At 71.5% G+C, this 14763-nt stretch carries 15 protein-coding genes; 9 read left to right on the top strand and 6 right to left on the bottom strand.

Features of this window, described 5'->3' with window-relative positions:
* Window positions 1-172: 172 nt before the first annotated feature.
* The 3 genes from ACFWRO_RS21860 to ACFWRO_RS21850 are packed head-to-tail and all read right to left on the bottom strand — an operon-like array spanning window position 173 to window position 3455.
* Window positions 173-1282, bottom strand: a complete 1110-nt coding sequence (locus ACFWRO_RS21860; RefSeq protein WP_384512684.1) for a threonine aldolase family protein — start codon at window positions 1280-1282, stop codon at window positions 173-175.
* Complete coding sequence (locus ACFWRO_RS21855) at window positions 1261-2019, bottom strand: SDR family NAD(P)-dependent oxidoreductase (RefSeq protein ID WP_384512682.1); 759 nt, start codon at window positions 2017-2019, stop codon at window positions 1261-1263. The genes ACFWRO_RS21860 and ACFWRO_RS21855 overlap by 22 nt, the downstream gene beginning before the upstream one ends.
* Before the next feature lie 29 nt (window positions 2020-2048).
* Complete coding sequence (locus tag ACFWRO_RS21850; RefSeq protein WP_384512680.1) at window positions 2049-3455, bottom strand: DUF6421 family protein; 1407 nt, start codon at window positions 3453-3455, stop codon at window positions 2049-2051.
* A 306-nt stretch (window positions 3456-3761) separates the two neighbouring features.
* On the opposite strand from ACFWRO_RS21850, the gene ACFWRO_RS21845 reads away from it, so the two are divergent.
* Together ACFWRO_RS21845 and ACFWRO_RS21840 are read left to right on the top strand one after the other, a co-directional pair.
* Complete coding sequence (locus tag ACFWRO_RS21845) at window positions 3762-4376, top strand: helix-turn-helix transcriptional regulator (RefSeq protein ID WP_384512678.1); 615 nt, start codon at window positions 3762-3764, stop codon at window positions 4374-4376.
* Between the two features lie 148 nt (window positions 4377-4524).
* The gene (locus tag ACFWRO_RS21840) at window positions 4525-5208 is read left to right on the top strand and encodes a glycerophosphodiester phosphodiesterase (protein WP_384512676.1); all 684 of its coding nucleotides are present in this window, start codon (window positions 4525-4527) and stop codon (window positions 5206-5208) included.
* 34 nt (window positions 5209-5242) lie between these two features.
* Here ACFWRO_RS21840 and ACFWRO_RS21835 read toward each other — a convergent pair whose 3' ends face one another.
* Complete coding sequence (locus ACFWRO_RS21835; protein ID WP_384512674.1) at window positions 5243-5794, bottom strand: GNAT family N-acetyltransferase; 552 nt, start codon at window positions 5792-5794, stop codon at window positions 5243-5245.
* Between the two features lie 146 nt (window positions 5795-5940).
* On the opposite strand from ACFWRO_RS21835, the gene ACFWRO_RS21830 reads away from it, so the two are divergent.
* The 4 genes from ACFWRO_RS21830 to ACFWRO_RS21815 all read left to right on the top strand — a co-directional run bounded on the left by ACFWRO_RS21830 (window position 5941) and on the right by ACFWRO_RS21815 (window position 9160).
* Window positions 5941-6522: a DUF5134 domain-containing protein gene (locus ACFWRO_RS21830; protein ID WP_384512672.1), complete on the top strand. Its 582-nt coding sequence runs from the start codon at window positions 5941-5943 to the stop codon at window positions 6520-6522.
* A gap of 133 nt (window positions 6523-6655) precedes the next feature.
* Window positions 6656-7591 carry a M56 family metallopeptidase gene (locus tag ACFWRO_RS21825; RefSeq protein ID WP_384512670.1) on the top strand — a complete coding sequence of 312 codons (936 nt, stop codon included), beginning with the start codon at window positions 6656-6658 and terminating at the stop codon, window positions 7589-7591.
* A 54-nt stretch (window positions 7592-7645) separates the two neighbouring features.
* Window positions 7646-8332: a phosphatase PAP2 family protein gene (locus tag ACFWRO_RS21820; protein WP_384512668.1), complete on the top strand. Its 687-nt coding sequence runs from the start codon at window positions 7646-7648 to the stop codon at window positions 8330-8332.
* A 129-nt stretch (window positions 8333-8461) separates the two neighbouring features.
* On the top strand, window positions 8462-9160 hold the full coding sequence (locus tag ACFWRO_RS21815; protein ID WP_384512666.1) for a TetR/AcrR family transcriptional regulator: 699 nt from the start codon (window positions 8462-8464) through the stop codon (window positions 9158-9160).
* On the opposite strand, the gene ACFWRO_RS21810 is transcribed toward ACFWRO_RS21815, so the two are convergent.
* A complete protein-coding gene (locus ACFWRO_RS21810) occupies window positions 9112-10665 on the bottom strand; it encodes an LVIVD repeat-containing protein (protein WP_384512664.1) in 1554 nt (517 codons plus the stop codon). The two genes, ACFWRO_RS21815 and ACFWRO_RS21810, sit on opposite strands and share 49 nt — an antisense overlap.
* Window positions 10666-10849: 184 nt before the next feature.
* Here ACFWRO_RS21810 and ACFWRO_RS21805 point away from each other — a divergent pair, with 184 nt between their 5' ends.
* Window positions 10850-11503, top strand: coding sequence for a DUF305 domain-containing protein (locus ACFWRO_RS21805; protein WP_384512662.1), 654 nt, complete (start codon window positions 10850-10852; stop codon window positions 11501-11503).
* A 121-nt stretch (window positions 11504-11624) separates the two neighbouring features.
* Window positions 11625-12992, top strand: a complete 1368-nt coding sequence (locus ACFWRO_RS21800) for an FAD-dependent oxidoreductase (protein ID WP_384512660.1) — start codon at window positions 11625-11627, stop codon at window positions 12990-12992.
* Window positions 12993-13184: 192 nt separating this feature from the next.
* On the opposite strand, the gene ACFWRO_RS21795 is transcribed toward ACFWRO_RS21800, so the two are convergent.
* Window positions 13185-13535: an ArsR/SmtB family transcription factor gene (locus ACFWRO_RS21795; RefSeq protein WP_384512658.1), complete on the bottom strand. Its 351-nt coding sequence runs from the start codon at window positions 13533-13535 to the stop codon at window positions 13185-13187.
* Between the two features lie 132 nt (window positions 13536-13667).
* On the opposite strand from ACFWRO_RS21795, the gene ACFWRO_RS21790 reads away from it, so the two are divergent.
* Window positions 13668-14750 (top strand): NADH:flavin oxidoreductase/NADH oxidase, encoded by a 1083-nt coding sequence (locus tag ACFWRO_RS21790; protein WP_384512656.1) that lies wholly within the window; start codon window positions 13668-13670, stop codon window positions 14748-14750.
* The last annotated feature ends 13 nt before the right edge of the window (window positions 14751-14763 follow it).

Below are 14763 nucleotides of genomic sequence, written 5' to 3'. Positions count from 1 at the left end.
CCAAAACTCTGGGCCGCTGGCTCTTTGTTTTATACGCCCCGGGGGGCGCCGGCCCCCCCACCCCCCCCCCCAACAAACCGCGGGGGCCCCCTAACCAACTGCCCCCCCCCCCCGCCGCATACTTCTGTCGATCGTGGAGCAGTCGGATCGTGGAGCAGTCGGGGAAGCGGCGCTACCGCGCCAGCTCCTCCTTCAGCGCCTGGAGGAAGGCGTCGACGTCGTCCTCCGTGGTGTCGTACGCGCACATCCAGCGCACGTCGCCCGCGGCCTCGTCCCAGAAGTAGAAGCGGAACCGCTTCTGCAGCCGGGTGGAGACCTCGTGCGGGAGCCGCGCGAAGACCGCGTTGGCCTGCACCGGGTAGAGGATCTCCACCCCGTCCACCTCGCGCACACCGGCCGCGAGGCGCTGCGCCATCGCGTTGGCGTGCTGGGCGTTGCGCAGCCACAGGTCCTTGGCGAGCAGCGCCTCCAGCTGCACCGACACGAACCGCATCTTGGAGGCGAGCTGCATGGACATCTTGCGCAGGTGCTTCATGTGGCTGACGGCGTCCGGGTTGAGGACGACCACGGCCTCGCCGAACATCATGCCGTTCTTGGTGCCGCCGTACGAGATCACGTCGACGCCGACCGCGTTCGTGAACGCCCGCATGGGCACGTTCAGGGACGCGGCGGCGTTGGCTATCCGAGCACCGTCGAGGTGCACCTTCATGCCCTTGCCGTGGGCGTGCTCCACGATGGCCCGGATCTCGTCCACTGTGTAGACGGTGCCCAGCTCGGTGTTCTGGGTGATCGAGACGACCTGCGGCATGGCGCGGTGCTCGTCCTCCCAGCCCCAGGCCTGCCGGTCGATCAGCTCGGGGGTGAGCTTGCCGTCCGGGGTGGGCACGGTGAGCAGCTTGAGGCCGCCCATCCGCTCCGGGGCGCCGCCCTCGTCCACGTTGATGTGCGCGGACTCGGCGCAGATCACCGCGCCCCAGCGGTCGGTCAGCGCCTGCAGGGCGGTGACGTTCGCGCCGGTGCCGTTGAAGACCGGGAAGGCCTCGGCGCTCGGCCCGAAGTGGCTGTGCATGATCCGCTGGAGGTGGTCGGTGTACTCGTCCTCGCCGTACGCGACCTGGTGCCCGCCGTTCGCCAGCGCGACGGCCGCGAGCACCTCCGGGTGGACGCCCGCGTAGTTGTCGCTGGCGAAGCCGCGGACCGCCGGGTCGTGGTGACGACGGGCGTCGGTCTTCGCGGGCAGGCCGCCGACGGGGGCCGGGTTCACGGCTTGGGGGTCAGCCACAGACGCTGTCCATTCACTTCCTGCGCGGGCCGCTCCCAGACGGAGGCGATCTCGTCGGCCAGATCCTTGACGTCGGTGAAACCCGCGAACTTCGCATTCGGGCGCTCGGCGCGCATGGCGTCGTGCACCAGTGCCTTGACCACCAGGATCGCAGCCGCCGCCTTGGGCCCTGCGTCGCCCCCCGCCTTGCGGAAGTCGTCGCCCATGGCGAGCGTCCACGCCTCGGCCGCGGCCTTGGCCGAGGCGTAGGCCGCGTTGCCCGCGGTCGGCTTCGAGGCGCCGGCGGCGCTGATCAGCAGATAGCGGCCGCGGTCGCTGCGGAGCAGCGGCTCATGGAAGGCGAGGGAGGTGGACTGGACGGTACGGATGAGGAGCTTCTCCAGGAAGTTCCAGTCCGCGAGGTCCGTCTCGCCGAAGGAGGCGCCGCCGCGCCAGCCGCCGACGAGGTGGACCAGACCGTCGACCCGGCCGAACTCCTTCTCCGTCTTGTCGGCCCACTCCCGGGCGGCGCCGAGGTCGAAGAGGTCGACCGTGTCGCCGATGACCGTGGCTCCGCCGTGCGCGTACCGGGCGGCGTCGACCGCCTCGGCGAGGCGCGCCGGGTCGGCGTCGGCTCCGACGACGATGGCGCCGGCTTCGGCGAGGCGCATCAGCGTCGCCCGGCCGGCCGGACCGGCCGCACCCGCGACCGCGATGACGGCACCCTCAAGCGGCGCGCCGTTCCCGTTGCCGTTCATGGTCGTCCCCTCCTCCTCCGTGACTGGGTTCACGCGGCAGCCTGCTCGGCCCGCGAAGCGTTGGCGGCGGTGATGCCCTTGGTGGAGGCGATCACGCCCTTCAGCTTCTTGGAGAGGGCCTCATAGAACATGCTGAGCGGAAACTCGTCCGGAAGCACGTCGTCGACGAGCTTGCGGGGCGGGAGCGTCAGGTCCAGGGCGTCGGGGCCCTTGGCCCAGCGCGATCCGGGGTGCGGGGCGAGGTAGGTGGAGACGAGGTCGTACGCCTTGAACCAGTGGACCAGCTTCGGGCGGTCGATGCCGTCGCGGTACAGCTTCTCGATCTCGGCGCAGAGTTGGTTGGTGACCTCGGGGGCGCGCTGCCAGTCGATCTTGAGCTTGTTGTCCGTCCAGCGCACCACGTCGTGCTTGTGGAGGTACGCGAAGAGCAGCTGGCCGCCCAGACCGTCGTAGTTGCGGGTGCGGTCACCGGTGACGGGGAAGCGGAACATCCGGTCGAAGAGCACCGCGTACTGCACGTCACGGCCGTGCGTGTTGCCCTCGGACTCCAGCTTCACGGCCTCCTTGAAGGCGGTGAGGTCGCAGCGCAGCTCCTCCAGGCCGTACATCCAGAACGGCTGGCGCTGCTTGATCATGAAGGGGTCGAACGGCAGGTCGCCGTGGCTGTGGGTGCGGTCGTGGACCATGTCCCAGAGCACGAAGGCGGCCTCGCAGCGCTTCTGGTCCTCGACCATGGCCGCGATGTCCTCGGGCAGCTCGATGCCCAGGGTGTCGACGGCGGCCTCGGTGACCTTGCGGAAGCGGGCGGCCTCGCGGTCGCAGAAGATGCCGCCCCAGCTGAAGCGCTCGGGGGCCTCGCGCACGGCGATGGTCTCGGGGAAGAGGACGGCCGAGTTCGTGTCGTAACCGGCGGTGAAGTCCTCGAAGGTGATGCCGCAGAACAGCGGGTTGTCGTAGCGGGTGCGCTCCAGCTCGGAGAGCCACTCCGGCCACACCATGCGCAGCACGACCGCTTCGAAGTTGCGGTCCAGGTTGCCGTTCTGGGTGTACATCGGGAAGAGCACCAGGTGCTGGAGCCCGTCCTGACGGTCGGCGGCCGGCTGGAAGGCCAGCAGGGAGTCCAGGAAGTCCGGGACCTCGAAGCCGCCCTTGACCCACTTGCGCAGGTCGGCAACCAGCGCGCGGTGGTACGCGGCGTCGTGCGGGACGAGCGGGGAGAGCTCCTCGACCGCGGCCGCGATGCGCTCGACGGTGGCCTCGGCGAGGGCGCGGGACGGCGCGCCCTCGGCGTCGAGGTCGATGGACCCGTCCTTGCTCTGCCACGGACGGATCTCCTCCACGGCATTCTTGAGCTCGGGCCAGCCAGGGTGCTCGACCACCGGAGCAGCGGTTGCTATTCCCCCACGGGTCACGTCAGCCACAAGAATTTCCGTCATTTCACTTCCTCCACAGGAGAACCTCGCGTCAAGACACCGTATCCGTCCGCGGTTCTCCCAGACAAGGGGGGTAAGAGAAATTATCCTGCGGCACCCCCATGGTCACCGTGAATTTTCCTGCCGGACGGCGCCGAGGCGCTCGCATCCGCATCTGCGGGGCGGACCCGACCGGTGAAGTGCGGGATGACCTTGTCGCCCCGTTGACGCAGGGTCTCCGGACAGGCCTCCTGGGACGCGGGCGGGGAGACCTGCACGTGCCCTCCAGGGGGTTGTCTCGGGGTGCTGTCCTCTCTTTCAATTCGTCATATGGCCAGTCGTCAGTCCAACAAGAGGCAAGAGCCGGAGCCGGGATTGCCGCAGACGGCGTGGGCCGTGCTCGGACTGCTCTCGTTCCCCGGCGAGCGCACCGGCTACGAGCTGAAGAAGTGGGCGGACGCGTCGCTGCGCTTCTTCTACTGGTCGCCCGCGATCAGCCAGATCTACGCGGAGCTGCGCCGGCTCGAGACGTGCGGGTACGTGACGTCCGCGCGCTCGGGTCCTGAGGAGCCCCGGACCAAGCGGCTGTACGCGATCACGGAGGCGGGCCGGGCCGCCCTCGCGGACTGGGCCGGCGGCGACGGCGGTGCGGTGGTGCTGAAGCACCCGCTGGTGCTGCGGGTCTGGCTGGGGCACCTCGCCGAGCCGGACCGGCTGCGCGCGCTGGTGGAGGAGCACATCGACCGGACGCGCGCCGAGCTGAAGGAGGCCCGGGACGCCCTGGCCCACGCCGAGTCCGTACCGGAGTGGCGCCATCCGGCCGTGGCGCTGCGCTGGAGCGTACGGCAGCACCTGGCGGAGCTGGAGCTCGCCGAGGCGATGCTGGCGGATCTGGCGGACCTGGAGGGTCTGCGCGAACCCGGGGGTCCCCCGCCCGGCCCCTAGTGTGCTGTGCGGGTACGTCGGAGGGGTGGGTTCCGACGCCCCGCGCGCATGCGCTTCCTTCTTCCGGTGAAGTCATTAGGCTGCGCCCCGAGCCGCACCGGGAGCCCGGAGGGACCTGGGCCCGGACATCGACGGAAGCGAGAAGATCTTGAGTTTCCTCACCATCGGTCACCGCGGAGTCATGGGCGTCGAGCCCGAGAACACCCTGCGTTCCTTCGTCCGCGCCGAACAGTCCGGCATGGACGTCATCGAACTGGACCTCCATCTGAGCAAGGACGGCGCCCTCGTCGTCATGCACGACGCGGACGTCGGCCGGACGACCGACGGCAGCGGCCCGATCGCCGAGAAGACCCTCGCGGAGCTGCGCGAGCTCGACGCGGGGGCCGGAGAGCGCGTCCCCGTCTTCGAGGAGGTCCTGGACGCGGTGCGGTCCCCGCTCCAGGCGGAGATCAAGGACGCGACGGCGGCCCGGGCGCTCGCCGAGGTGATGGTCAGGCGCGACCTGATCGGCCGCGTGGAGGTGCTCTCCTTCCACGACGAGGCCCTCGCCGAGGTCGCGCGCCTGGTCCCCGGTGTCCGTACGGCGCTCGTCGCCGAGGAGTGGGGCGCGGACCTCGTGGACCGGGCGAAGGCCGTCGGTGCGGGGGCGCTCGTCCTGAGCATCCGGAACCTGACCCTGGAGACGGTCGAGCACGCCCACGCGGAGGGGCTGCGGGTGATCGGCTGGGTGGTCAACACCCAGGACCATCTGCGGCTCGTCCGCGCCCTCGAACTGGACGGCGCGACGACCGACTACCCGGAGATCCGCCGCACCGGCCGCTTCACGGCCTGAAAGGCCCCGAGCCGAGGGGTGGGCCCCATCCGGCTCAGATCAGCGGCTTGACCAGGAGCTCGAACTGCAGGTCGTCCCGCTGCGGGAGGCCGAAGCGCTCGTCGCCGTACGGGAACGGGGTCATCCGCCCCGTACGGCGGTAGCCGCGCCGCTCGTACCAGGCGATGAGCTCCTCGCGCACCGAGATCACGGTCATGTGCATCTCGGTCACGCCCCACGTCTCGCGGACCCGGCGCTCCGCCTCCTCGATGATCCGGCGGCCGAGGCCCGCGCCCTGGAGCTCGGGGCGTACGGCGAACATGCCGAAGTAGGCGGCCTCGTCCCGGTGTTCGAGCTGGCAGCAGGCGACGATCTCGTCACCGCGCTCCACCACCATCAGCCGGCTGCCGGGCGTGGTGATGACGGCCCGGACGCCCTCCTCGTCGGTCCGCTGCCCCTGGAGGATGTCCGCCTCCGTGGTCCAGCCGCCGCGGCTGGAGTCGCCGCGGTAGGCCGACTCGACGAGAGGGACGAGGACCGGGACGTCGGCCTCCACCGCGTCGCGGTAGGCGATCCGGTCGGTGTCCTCGGGCGTGGCGGTGTCCATGCTGTTCGGGTCTCCCCTCGGGGGCGCTGACGATCCCCCGAGAGTAACGCGCTCGGGGCGTGCTCCCCCACGTACTCCTGTGCGCTCGCGTACGCCTGTCCTGGCGCGGGCATCGACTCGGAGGGGGAGACCACGGGAGGTGTGTCGTGCACGGACCGGCCACGACGGCCTGGCTGTTGCTGACGCTGTGCGGGGCGAGCGCGGTCTACTGCCTGCTGCGGGCGCGCCGCTGCGTGGGAGAGGAGCGCAGGACGGCCGCGGGCGAGGCGGTGATGGGGTTCGGGATGGCGGCGATGGCGTTGCCCGCGACGGTGGTGACCCCGCCGGCGTGGGCGTGGGCGGTGTACGCGGCGGTGTTCGGGGCGGCCGCGCTGCACGCGCTCGCCTCGGTGCGGCGCGGCGGTCACCATCTGCACCACCTGGTGGGTTCGCTGGCGATGGTCTACATGGCGTGGCCCGGCGCAGTCCAGGGCGCGGCGCACGGCGGTCACGGGGGCGGCGGGGGCCTGGCGCTGGTGACGGGCGCGCTGCTCGTCTACTACGTGGCGTACGTGCTCCGCTCGGGCGCGCGGCTCGTCCCGGTGGCGGGTCCCTCGGTGGCCGCGGCAGCCGCGGTGGCGGGGCCCGGGGGCGGTGCGGCGGCGATGTGGGTCGTGCGGCCCGAGTTCACGCTCGTGTGCCGACTGTCGATGGCCCTCGCGATGCTGGCGATGCTCGTCACCCTGTGAGCCGCCGGGCGGGCCGCTGGGCATCGGGGTGCCGGGGCATCGGGGTGTCGGGGCGTCCGGGAATGCCGTGGCGTACGTCACTTGGCGCGCCAGGCCGTTACCTACGCGTTGCACGGCCTCATAGGCTGACGCCATGTTGGTCTCCCTCGCGTTGCTCGCGCTCGGCGTCCTGACCGCCGTCGCGGCCCCACGACTGCTCTCGCGGTCCGACTGGGCGGAACGCGAGCCCGTGGTGGCGCTCTGGATGTGGCAGTGCGTGGTGGCGGCCGTACTCCTGTGCTTCGCGCTGTCGATGACGTTCAGCGCGGCCGCCGCCTGGCACGTGGTGCGCGGCCAGGTCTTCGCCCCCGCGCCGCGCCAGGTGATCGAGGCGTACGAACTCGGCGCCCACCAGCCCTGGTCGGCGGCGCTCGCCGTGATCCTCGCCTGTGGCGGTCTGTGGACCGGCGCGATGCTGACCCGGGAGATCCGCGGGGCGCGGGCCCGCCGCCGGCAGCGGCGCTGCGAACTCCTCGTCCGCTCCCCGCTGTTGCCGGGCGAGGAGCCGGGCAGCGAGCCGCTCGTGGTCCTGGAGGGCGAGCGGCCGGACGTCTGGTGGCTGCCGGGCACCACGCCGCAGCTGGTCATCACGACGGCGGCGCTGCGCCGGCTGAAGGGACGCCAGCTCGACGCCGTCCTCGCCCACGAGCAGGGACACGCGCGGGCGCGCCACGACTGGCTGCTGCACTGCTCGGGCGCGCTGGCGAGCGGCTTCCCCGGCATTCCGGTCTTCGCGGCCTTCCGCGACCAGATGCACCGGCTGGTGGAGCTTGCGGCCGACGACGTCGCCTCGCGGCGGTTCGGGCGGCTGACGATCGCGCTTGCGCTGGTCGAACTCAACGAGGAGCGTGGGGTGTTCGGCCCCGGCACAGGCCCCGGCGCGGACCTCCCTCGGCGGGTCGAGCGGCTCCTGACGGCCGCGCCCCGGCTCACGCCGGTACGGCGGCTGCGGCTGACGGCCGCCGCCGCCCTGGTGCCGGTGGTGCCGGTCCTGGTGGCGTTCGTCCCCGCGCTCCGGGCGCTCGGATAGCCCGGACAGGGGGCACGGCGCGGCTTCGGCGCGTGGGTCGGGGAAGATCGACGCATGCGCTCCTCCGCCGTGGTCTCCGGTGCTCTGCTCGTGGTGCTGCTCGTGCTGGTGGGGGTCGGGTGGTCGCCGCTGCTCTCCCTGGACCGGTCGGTCGCGGAGTCGTTGCACCGAAGCGCCGTCGCCGAGCCCGGGCTCACCCGGCTCAACCGGGTCCTGAGCGACTGGGTCTGGGATCCGTGGACGATGCGCATCCTGGTCGGCGTCACGGCGTTGGTGCTGTGGTGGCGGCGCGAGCGGTGGCTCGCGCTCTGGCTGGCCGGCACGCTCCTGGTGGCGGCGGGCGTGCAGCAGGGGCTGAAGGCGGCGGTCGACCGGGAGCGGCCCATGTGGCCGGATCCGGTCGACTCGGCGCAGTACGCGGCCTTCCCCTCCGGGCACGCCACGACGGCGGCGGTGGGCTGCGGGCTGCTGCTCTGGGTGCTGGCCCTGCACTGGCGGGATTCCTGGCGCGGCTGGAGCGTGCTCTCGGTGACGGCCCTGGTCTCCGTGGCCGGTGCGGGGTGGACCCGGCTCTACCTGGGCGTGCACTGGCCGTCGGACGTCGTCGCGGGCTGGCTGCTCGGCTGGTGCGTGGTGGTTGTGGCGATCGTCACGTACCGCCGCTACGGCCCGGACGGCCGAAAAAGGGTGCGGCCGGAATCATCGGGCCCGAACGGGAGCAGAATGGGAGAAACGACGTGAAGCCGCCTGTTCTGGACGATCCCCCGCGTCGCCCAGAACAGACGGCCAACCCGCTGACCAGCCACGAAGGCGCGACAGCAGGCTGCGCTGAGTATATTGGCTGCGAGCCAGTCAACGCAGGAGTCAAGCATGTCCCCGCGTAGCCCATCGGTCAATGAAGAGCTTCGGCGACGCTCTCGGGAGCGACTGCTCCAGGCCACCGTCGAAGTCGTGTCGGAGCGCGGCTACGAGGCGACGACGCTGGGCGACATCGCCGAGCGCGCGGGTTCGGCCCGGGGCCTGATCTCGTACTACTTCCCTGGCAAACGCCAGCTGCTGCAGTCGGCGGTGCACCGGCTGATGCACCTCACGCTCGAGGAGGCGCTGGAGCGGGAGCCGCGTACGGAGGACGGGCGGGAGCGGATGGCGCGGGCCATCGACGCGATCCTGGGGCTCGCCGTGGACCGTCCCGTGCTGATGCGGACGCACATGGCGGGGATCCTGCAGGCCGAGGGGTTCGTGCAGTGTCCGGAACAGCAGCGCCTGGCGTTCCTGCTGCGCGACACGGTGACCCGGTACGGCTCGGCGGACGTGGACGCGGACTATCCGCTGCTGCGGGCGCTGCTGATGGGCGCGGTGGTGGCGGTGCTGCTGCCGGGGGCGCCGATGCCGGCGGCGCGGCTGCGGGCGGAGCTGTTCCAGCGGTACGGGCTCGACTGGGAGCGGGGCATGCCGCCGGACGGGGGGCCGCCCGACGGCATGCCGTTCACCGCTCCGGTGTCACCGGAGCGGGTGCCGCGTCAGTCCCTGTCCCAGTCGCCCCAGCCGCCGTCGAAGTCGTCGAAGTAGTCCGGCTGCGTCTGGACGTTGAGCTCGTCCATCCGGATCCGCTTCGCCTCGTCCGTGCGACGGTCGTCGAGCTTCAGCACGTCGAAGCCCTTGACCAGGTCGTTCGAGTAGATGTAGCCGTTGTAGTAGTACGCCGACCAGGAGCCGCCGCCGACGAGCGTGTCCGCGGAGATCGGGCCGCGCTCGAAGTAGGCGATCTCCTTGGGCTTGCGGGAGTCGGTGAAGTCCCAGACGGAGATGCCGCCCTGGTACCAGGCCTGGACCATGATGTCCTTGCCCTTGACCGGGATCAGCGAGCCGTTGTGGGCGACGCAGTTCTCGGTGTCGGCCTGGTGGCGGGGGATCTTGAAGTAGCTGCGGAAGACCAGCTTGCTCTTCTTGCCCTTGCCGACGATGTCGTAGATGCCGTCGGCACCCCGGTTCGGGCCCACGGCCTCGTTGCAGGTGGCCGCGCCGCCGCCGCCGAGCTCGTCGGTGAAGACGACCTTGTTGGCCCGCTGGTTGAAGGTCGCGGAGTGCCAGAACGCGAAGTTGACGTTGTCCTGGACCCGGTCGATGACCTTCGGGCGCTCGGGGTCGTCGATGTCGAAGATGATGCCGTCGCCCATGCAGGCGCCGGCCGCGAGGTCCTTGCCGGGCAGCACGGTGATGTCGTGGCAGCCGGTGGTCTTGGAGACGCCCGGGTTGGTCGGACCACCCGGGTTGCCGCCGCCGTCCGGACCCTCACCGGGGAACAGGACGGGGAAGGAGACGATCGCGGACTTCTCCGGCGCCTTGCGGGGCACCTTGATGACCGTGATGCCGTCGTGCGGCGGCTGGCAGTCGGGGAAGGCGGAGTTGGGCGAGTACGAGGAGACGTAGACGTACACGTCCCTCTTCTTGGGCACCAGCGTGTGCGTGTGCGAGCCGCACGCGGTCTCGACGGCCGCGACGTACTTCGGGTTGCGGATGTCGCTGATGTCGAAGATCTTCATGCCCTCCCAGGAGGACTTCTCCGTGGCCGGCTGGCTGACGCTGGCACAGGAGTTGTCGCTGCGGGAGGAGTCGGTGGACAGGAAGACGAGGTTGCCGGAGACGGAGATGTCGTTCTGCGATCCGGGACACAGGACCTGGGCGACCGTCTTCGGGGCGCGCGGGTTGCTGATGTCGAAGATCCGGAAGCCGTCGTAGTTGCCCGCGAAGGCGTACTTGCCCTGGAACGCGAGGTCGGAGTTGGTGCCCTTGAGAGCGTCCTTGGGGATGTTCACGAGGTGCTTGATGTTGGCGCTGTGGACGATCTCGTCCACGCCGGGTATCTCCCCGCTCTGGATGGCGGACCGCGCCTCGGCCGCGGTCTCCGAGGAGACCGTGGACCGCGCGGTGCTGTCACCCGGGTCGGGCGTGGCGGCCGCGGGGCCGGCCGCGAGCAGGCTGACCAGCAGTCCGGCCGCGGCGGTCGCCACACCCAGGCCTCTGATCCGAGCGCGCGGGGTACGCGTGATGCGCGTCGTACGCAACGAAGTCACTCCGTCCTCCCTTGTATCCGTTCGCAGTCGAACGGTTGATGGACCCCGGCAGTATCGTCCTTAGCGTGCACATCTCAACAGATGGCAACACACATGTAATGAAGGTTTTTGATCAACGCCCCGTGGAAGCGTGCTAGGAACGGTCCCCCGGCCCTCTCCCCCGGAACCACCTCTGGAGGTCGTCTTGTTGAACCGCCGCCGCATCCGCGGAGCCGTCGCCGTGGCGCTGAGCGCCGTCGCCGTGCTCGCCCTCGCCGCCTGCGACTCGGAGCCCGGCGGGAACACGCCGCAGAGCAAGGGGTCCACGGAACCGGCGGTCGTGGCACCGGGGAAGCCCGGTGAACCGGCGCGGCGGATATCCCCGGCCGAGGCCTCCAAGCTGCTGCCCGACGACAAGCCCAACGCGGCGGACTTCACGTACGCACAGATGATGATCGTGCACCACCGGCAGGCGCTGACGATGACCGCGCTCGTCCCGGAGCGGGCCGCTTCGGCTCAGGTCAAGAAGTTGGCGGAGCGGATCACGGCGGCGCAGCAGCCGGAGATCGGCGCGATGGAGGGCTGGCTGAAGAACAACGGCGGCCCGCGCGACCAGGGCGGTCACGACCACCACACGATGCCGGGGATGGCGACCGAGGCGCAGCTGGCGCAGTTGCGGAAGGCGAAGGGCGCGGCCTTCGACGAGCTGTTCCTGAAGCTGATGATCACCCACCACGAGGGCGCGGTGACGATGGCCGCGGAGGTGCTCGGCAACGGGAACAACGTGCTCGTGGAGGAGATGGCGAGCGACGTGATCGCGCAGCAGTCGGCCGAGATCAACCGGATGCGGACGATGTAGCGCGGGCCGCCGAGGCCGGTGCGAGGCTTCGCGTCACGTCCCGCACCTCCCCTCCGGGGGCTTCCGGTGGGATGCTGGAAGCCTCTCGGCGGGCATCCCCGCGGCGGGAAGGAGTACGGACGTGCTTCGAGTCGCTGTCGTCGGTTCCGGGCCCAGCGGGGTCTACACGGCCCAGTCGCTGGTCCAGCAGTCGCTGGTGCCCGGGGTACGGGTCGACGTCCTGGACCGGCTGCCCTGCCCGTACGGCCTGGTCCGCTACGGGGTCGCGCCCGACCACGAGAAGATCAAGTCGCTCCAGCAGAACCTCCGGGCGGTCCTGGAGGACGAGCGGATCGCCTTCGTCGGGGACGTCGAGGTCGGCGAGCGGGGGCTGACCCCGGCCCGGCTCCTGGAGCTGTACCACGCGGTCGTGTACTGCGTGGGCGCGGCACGTGACCGCCGGCTCGGCGTGCCGGGCGAGGACCTGGCGGGCAGCTGGTCGGCGACGGACTTCGTCTCCTGGTACAGCGCGCACCCCGACGCGGTGACCGACGGCTTCGCCGGGTCCGGAACCGGTCTGGACGGCCGCTCGGCGGTCGTGATCGGCGTCGGCAACGTGGCCGTGGACGTCACCCGGATCCTGGCGCGCGGAGCGGACGAGCTGCGGCTCACGGACGTGCCCGAGGGCGCGCTGCGGGCCCTCGAGGCGAGCCGGGTGCGCGAGGTGCACATGGTGGGCCGACGCGGCCCCGGGCAGGCCAAGTTCACGACGAAGGAGCTGCGGGAGCTGGGCGGGCTGCCGGGCGCGCGGGTGCGGGTGGATCCGGCGGACCTGGCCCTGGACCCCGCGTACGCCGACCCGGCGGGGCTGCCCGCCGTGAACCGGCGGAACGTGGAGGTCGTCCGCGGCTGGGCGGCCGACGGCGCGGGGTCCGACGCGCCCCGCGGGATCCACCTGCGGTTCTTCCTGCGGCCGGTGGAACTGCTCGGCGAGAACGGGCGGGTGGCCGCGGTCCGCTTCGAGCGGACCGAACCGGACGACGCCGGAGGCGTGCGGGGCACGGGCGAACACGAGGAGATCGAGGCCCAGTTGGTGCTGCGGGCCGTCGGGTACAAGGGTGTCCCGCTGTCCGGGCTGCCCTTCGACGAGGCCCGGGGCACGGTCCCGAACGAGGCGGGCCGGGTGCTGCGCGACGGCGTCCCGTCGCTGGGCGAGTACGTGGCCGGCTGGATCAAGCGCGGGCCGACGGGCGTCATCGGCACGAACCGCCCCTGCGCGAAGGAGACGGTGGCGTCGCTGCTCGCCGACGCGGCGGCCCTGACCGACCGGCGGCTCGCGGGCGACCCGCTCGACGCGCTGCGCGCGCTGGGCCACGAGCCGGTGGCCTGGCGGGGCTGGCTCTCCATCGAACGCGCGGAATCCGCCCTGGGCCGCTCACTGGGCCGCGGCCGGGTCAAGATCCCCGACTGGGCGGGACTGCGGGAGGCGGCGGGCGGGGACGGGCCCTAGGGGGTGTCTTGTGGATCAGGCCGGATCAGGGAGCGGCGTCTGGTGCGTGCGATCGCAAGGCGGAGGAGGGAGTCGACGCGGTGGGGGTACCTCCCGTGCCCGAAGGGCTACGGGGGACGTCGGCGAGTGACGACAACGCGGCGAGCGGGCGTGCCAGGCGTCGCGAGCCCGGCATGATCCACAAGACACCCCCTAGGTTCCCTGGCGGGCGGTCTGGGCGTTCGTCGCGCGCAGGACGCTGTCGAGGAGGCCCGGGAAGAGCGTGTCGAGGTCGTCCCGGCGCAGGGCGTTCAGCTTGGCGGTGCCCCGGTAGACCTGCTCGATGACGCCGCTCTCGCGCAGCACCCGGAAGTGGTGCGTACGCGTCGACTTGGTCACCGGGAGTTCGAAGAACGAGCAGCTCACCTCGGCGCCGTCCGCCTGCGCCATGTCACTGACGATCCGCAGCCGTACCGCGTCGGAGAGCGCGTGCAGCACGCCCTCCAGGCGTATCTCGTCCCGCGTGGGGTGGTCCAGGACCCGGGGCTTGGTCGCGGTCGTCACGGCGGCTCCACTTCATCCGGAAGCCGCCATTGTACGATAATCCTCGTAGTTTGACAGTCGCCGTACTACGACGGCTATCGTACGAGGACCCCCGGGAGGCCACCCGCAAGGCCCCCGCCAGAGGAGTCCGTCATGAGCGTCGCCCTGTTCGAGCCCTACACCCTGCGGTCGCTGACCATCCCGAACCGGGTGTGGATGGCCCCCATGGACCAGTACTCGGCGGAGGCGTCCGGCCCGAACGCGGGCGTGCCGAACGACTGGCACTTCGCCCACTACGCCTCCCGCGCCACCGGCGGAACGGGCCTGATCCTCGTCGAGGCGACGGCTGTCTCCCCCGAGGGCCGGATCAGCCCGGCCGACCTGGGCATCTGGAACGACACCCAGGCGGAGGCGCTGAGCCGGATCGCCCGCTTCCTCAAGGAGCACGGCACGGTGCCGGGCATCCAGCTCGGGCACGGCGGCCGCAAGGCGTCCACCAAGCGCCCCTGGGAGGGCCGCGGACCGGTCGGCCCCTGCGAGCACGGCTGGCAGCCGGTCGGCCCGAGCGCGCTCCCCTTCGCCGAGGACCACCCCGTGCCGACCGAGCTGACGGCGGACCGGATCGCGGAGATCCCGGGGCAGTTCGCCGAGGCGGCGCGCCGCGCGCGCGGCGCCGGTTTCGAGGTCGTCGAGGTGCACGGCGCCCACGGCTACCTGATCAGCAGCTTCCTCTCCCCGTACGCCAACCACCGCACCGACGCCTACGGCGGCTCCTTCGAGAACCGCACCCGCCTCGCCCTCGAGGTCGTGGACGCCATCCGGGGCGCGTGGCCCGAGGAGCTGCCGGTCTTCTTCAAGATCTCGGCCACCGACTGGCTGGAGGACCAGGGCTGGACCGCCGACGACACCGTCCGCTTCGCCCGCCTGCTGCGCGAACACGGCGTGGACCTCCTGGACGTCTCCAGCGGCGGCAACGGCGGCCCGGCCAGCATCCCCGTCGGCCCCGGCTATCAGGTGCCCTTCGCCGCCCGGGTGAAGGCCGAGACGGGGCTGCCGGTCGCCGCCGTGGGGCTGATCACGGAGAGCGGGCAGGCGGAGAAGATCGTCGCCAACGGCGAGGCCGACGCCGTCCTGCTCGGGCGGGAGCTGCTCCGCGACGCGTCCTGGGCCCGCCGGGCGGCGCGCGAGCTGGGCGCGAGCACGCACGCGCCGACGCAGTACGCCTGGGCGATCTGAGACCAGGCCGCAG

The organism is Streptomyces sp. NPDC058579 (assembly GCF_042718575.1).
Lineage (GTDB): Bacteria > Actinomycetota > Actinomycetes > Streptomycetales > Streptomycetaceae > Streptomyces.
Note: the sequence above shows the minus strand (reverse complement) of the source record. Positions and strands in the feature narration are given on the sequence as shown.

What these genes read in the sequence shown, in the direction of transcription:
- ACFWRO_RS21850 (WP_384512680.1), bottom strand. Translation starts at nt 3,455, where the DNA reads ATGACGGAAATTCTTGTGGCTGACGTGACCCGTGGGGGAATAGCAACC.
- ACFWRO_RS21790 (WP_384512656.1), top strand. Translation starts at nt 13,668, where the DNA reads ATGAGCGTCGCCCTGTTCGAGCCCTACACCCTGCGGTCGCTGACCATC.
- ACFWRO_RS21845 (WP_384512678.1), top strand. Translation starts at nt 3,762, where the DNA reads ATGGCCAGTCGTCAGTCCAACAAGAGGCAAGAGCCGGAGCCGGGATTG.
- ACFWRO_RS21820 (WP_384512668.1), top strand. Translation starts at nt 7,646, where the DNA reads ATGCGCTCCTCCGCCGTGGTCTCCGGTGCTCTGCTCGTGGTGCTGCTC.
- ACFWRO_RS21825 (WP_384512670.1), top strand. Translation starts at nt 6,656, where the DNA reads ATGTTGGTCTCCCTCGCGTTGCTCGCGCTCGGCGTCCTGACCGCCGTC.
- ACFWRO_RS21855 (WP_384512682.1), bottom strand. Translation starts at nt 2,019, where the DNA reads ATGAACGGCAACGGGAACGGCGCGCCGCTTGAGGGTGCCGTCATCGCG.
- ACFWRO_RS21835 (WP_384512674.1), bottom strand. Translation starts at nt 5,794, where the DNA reads ATGGACACCGCCACGCCCGAGGACACCGACCGGATCGCCTACCGCGAC.
- ACFWRO_RS21815 (WP_384512666.1), top strand. Translation starts at nt 8,462, where the DNA reads ATGTCCCCGCGTAGCCCATCGGTCAATGAAGAGCTTCGGCGACGCTCT.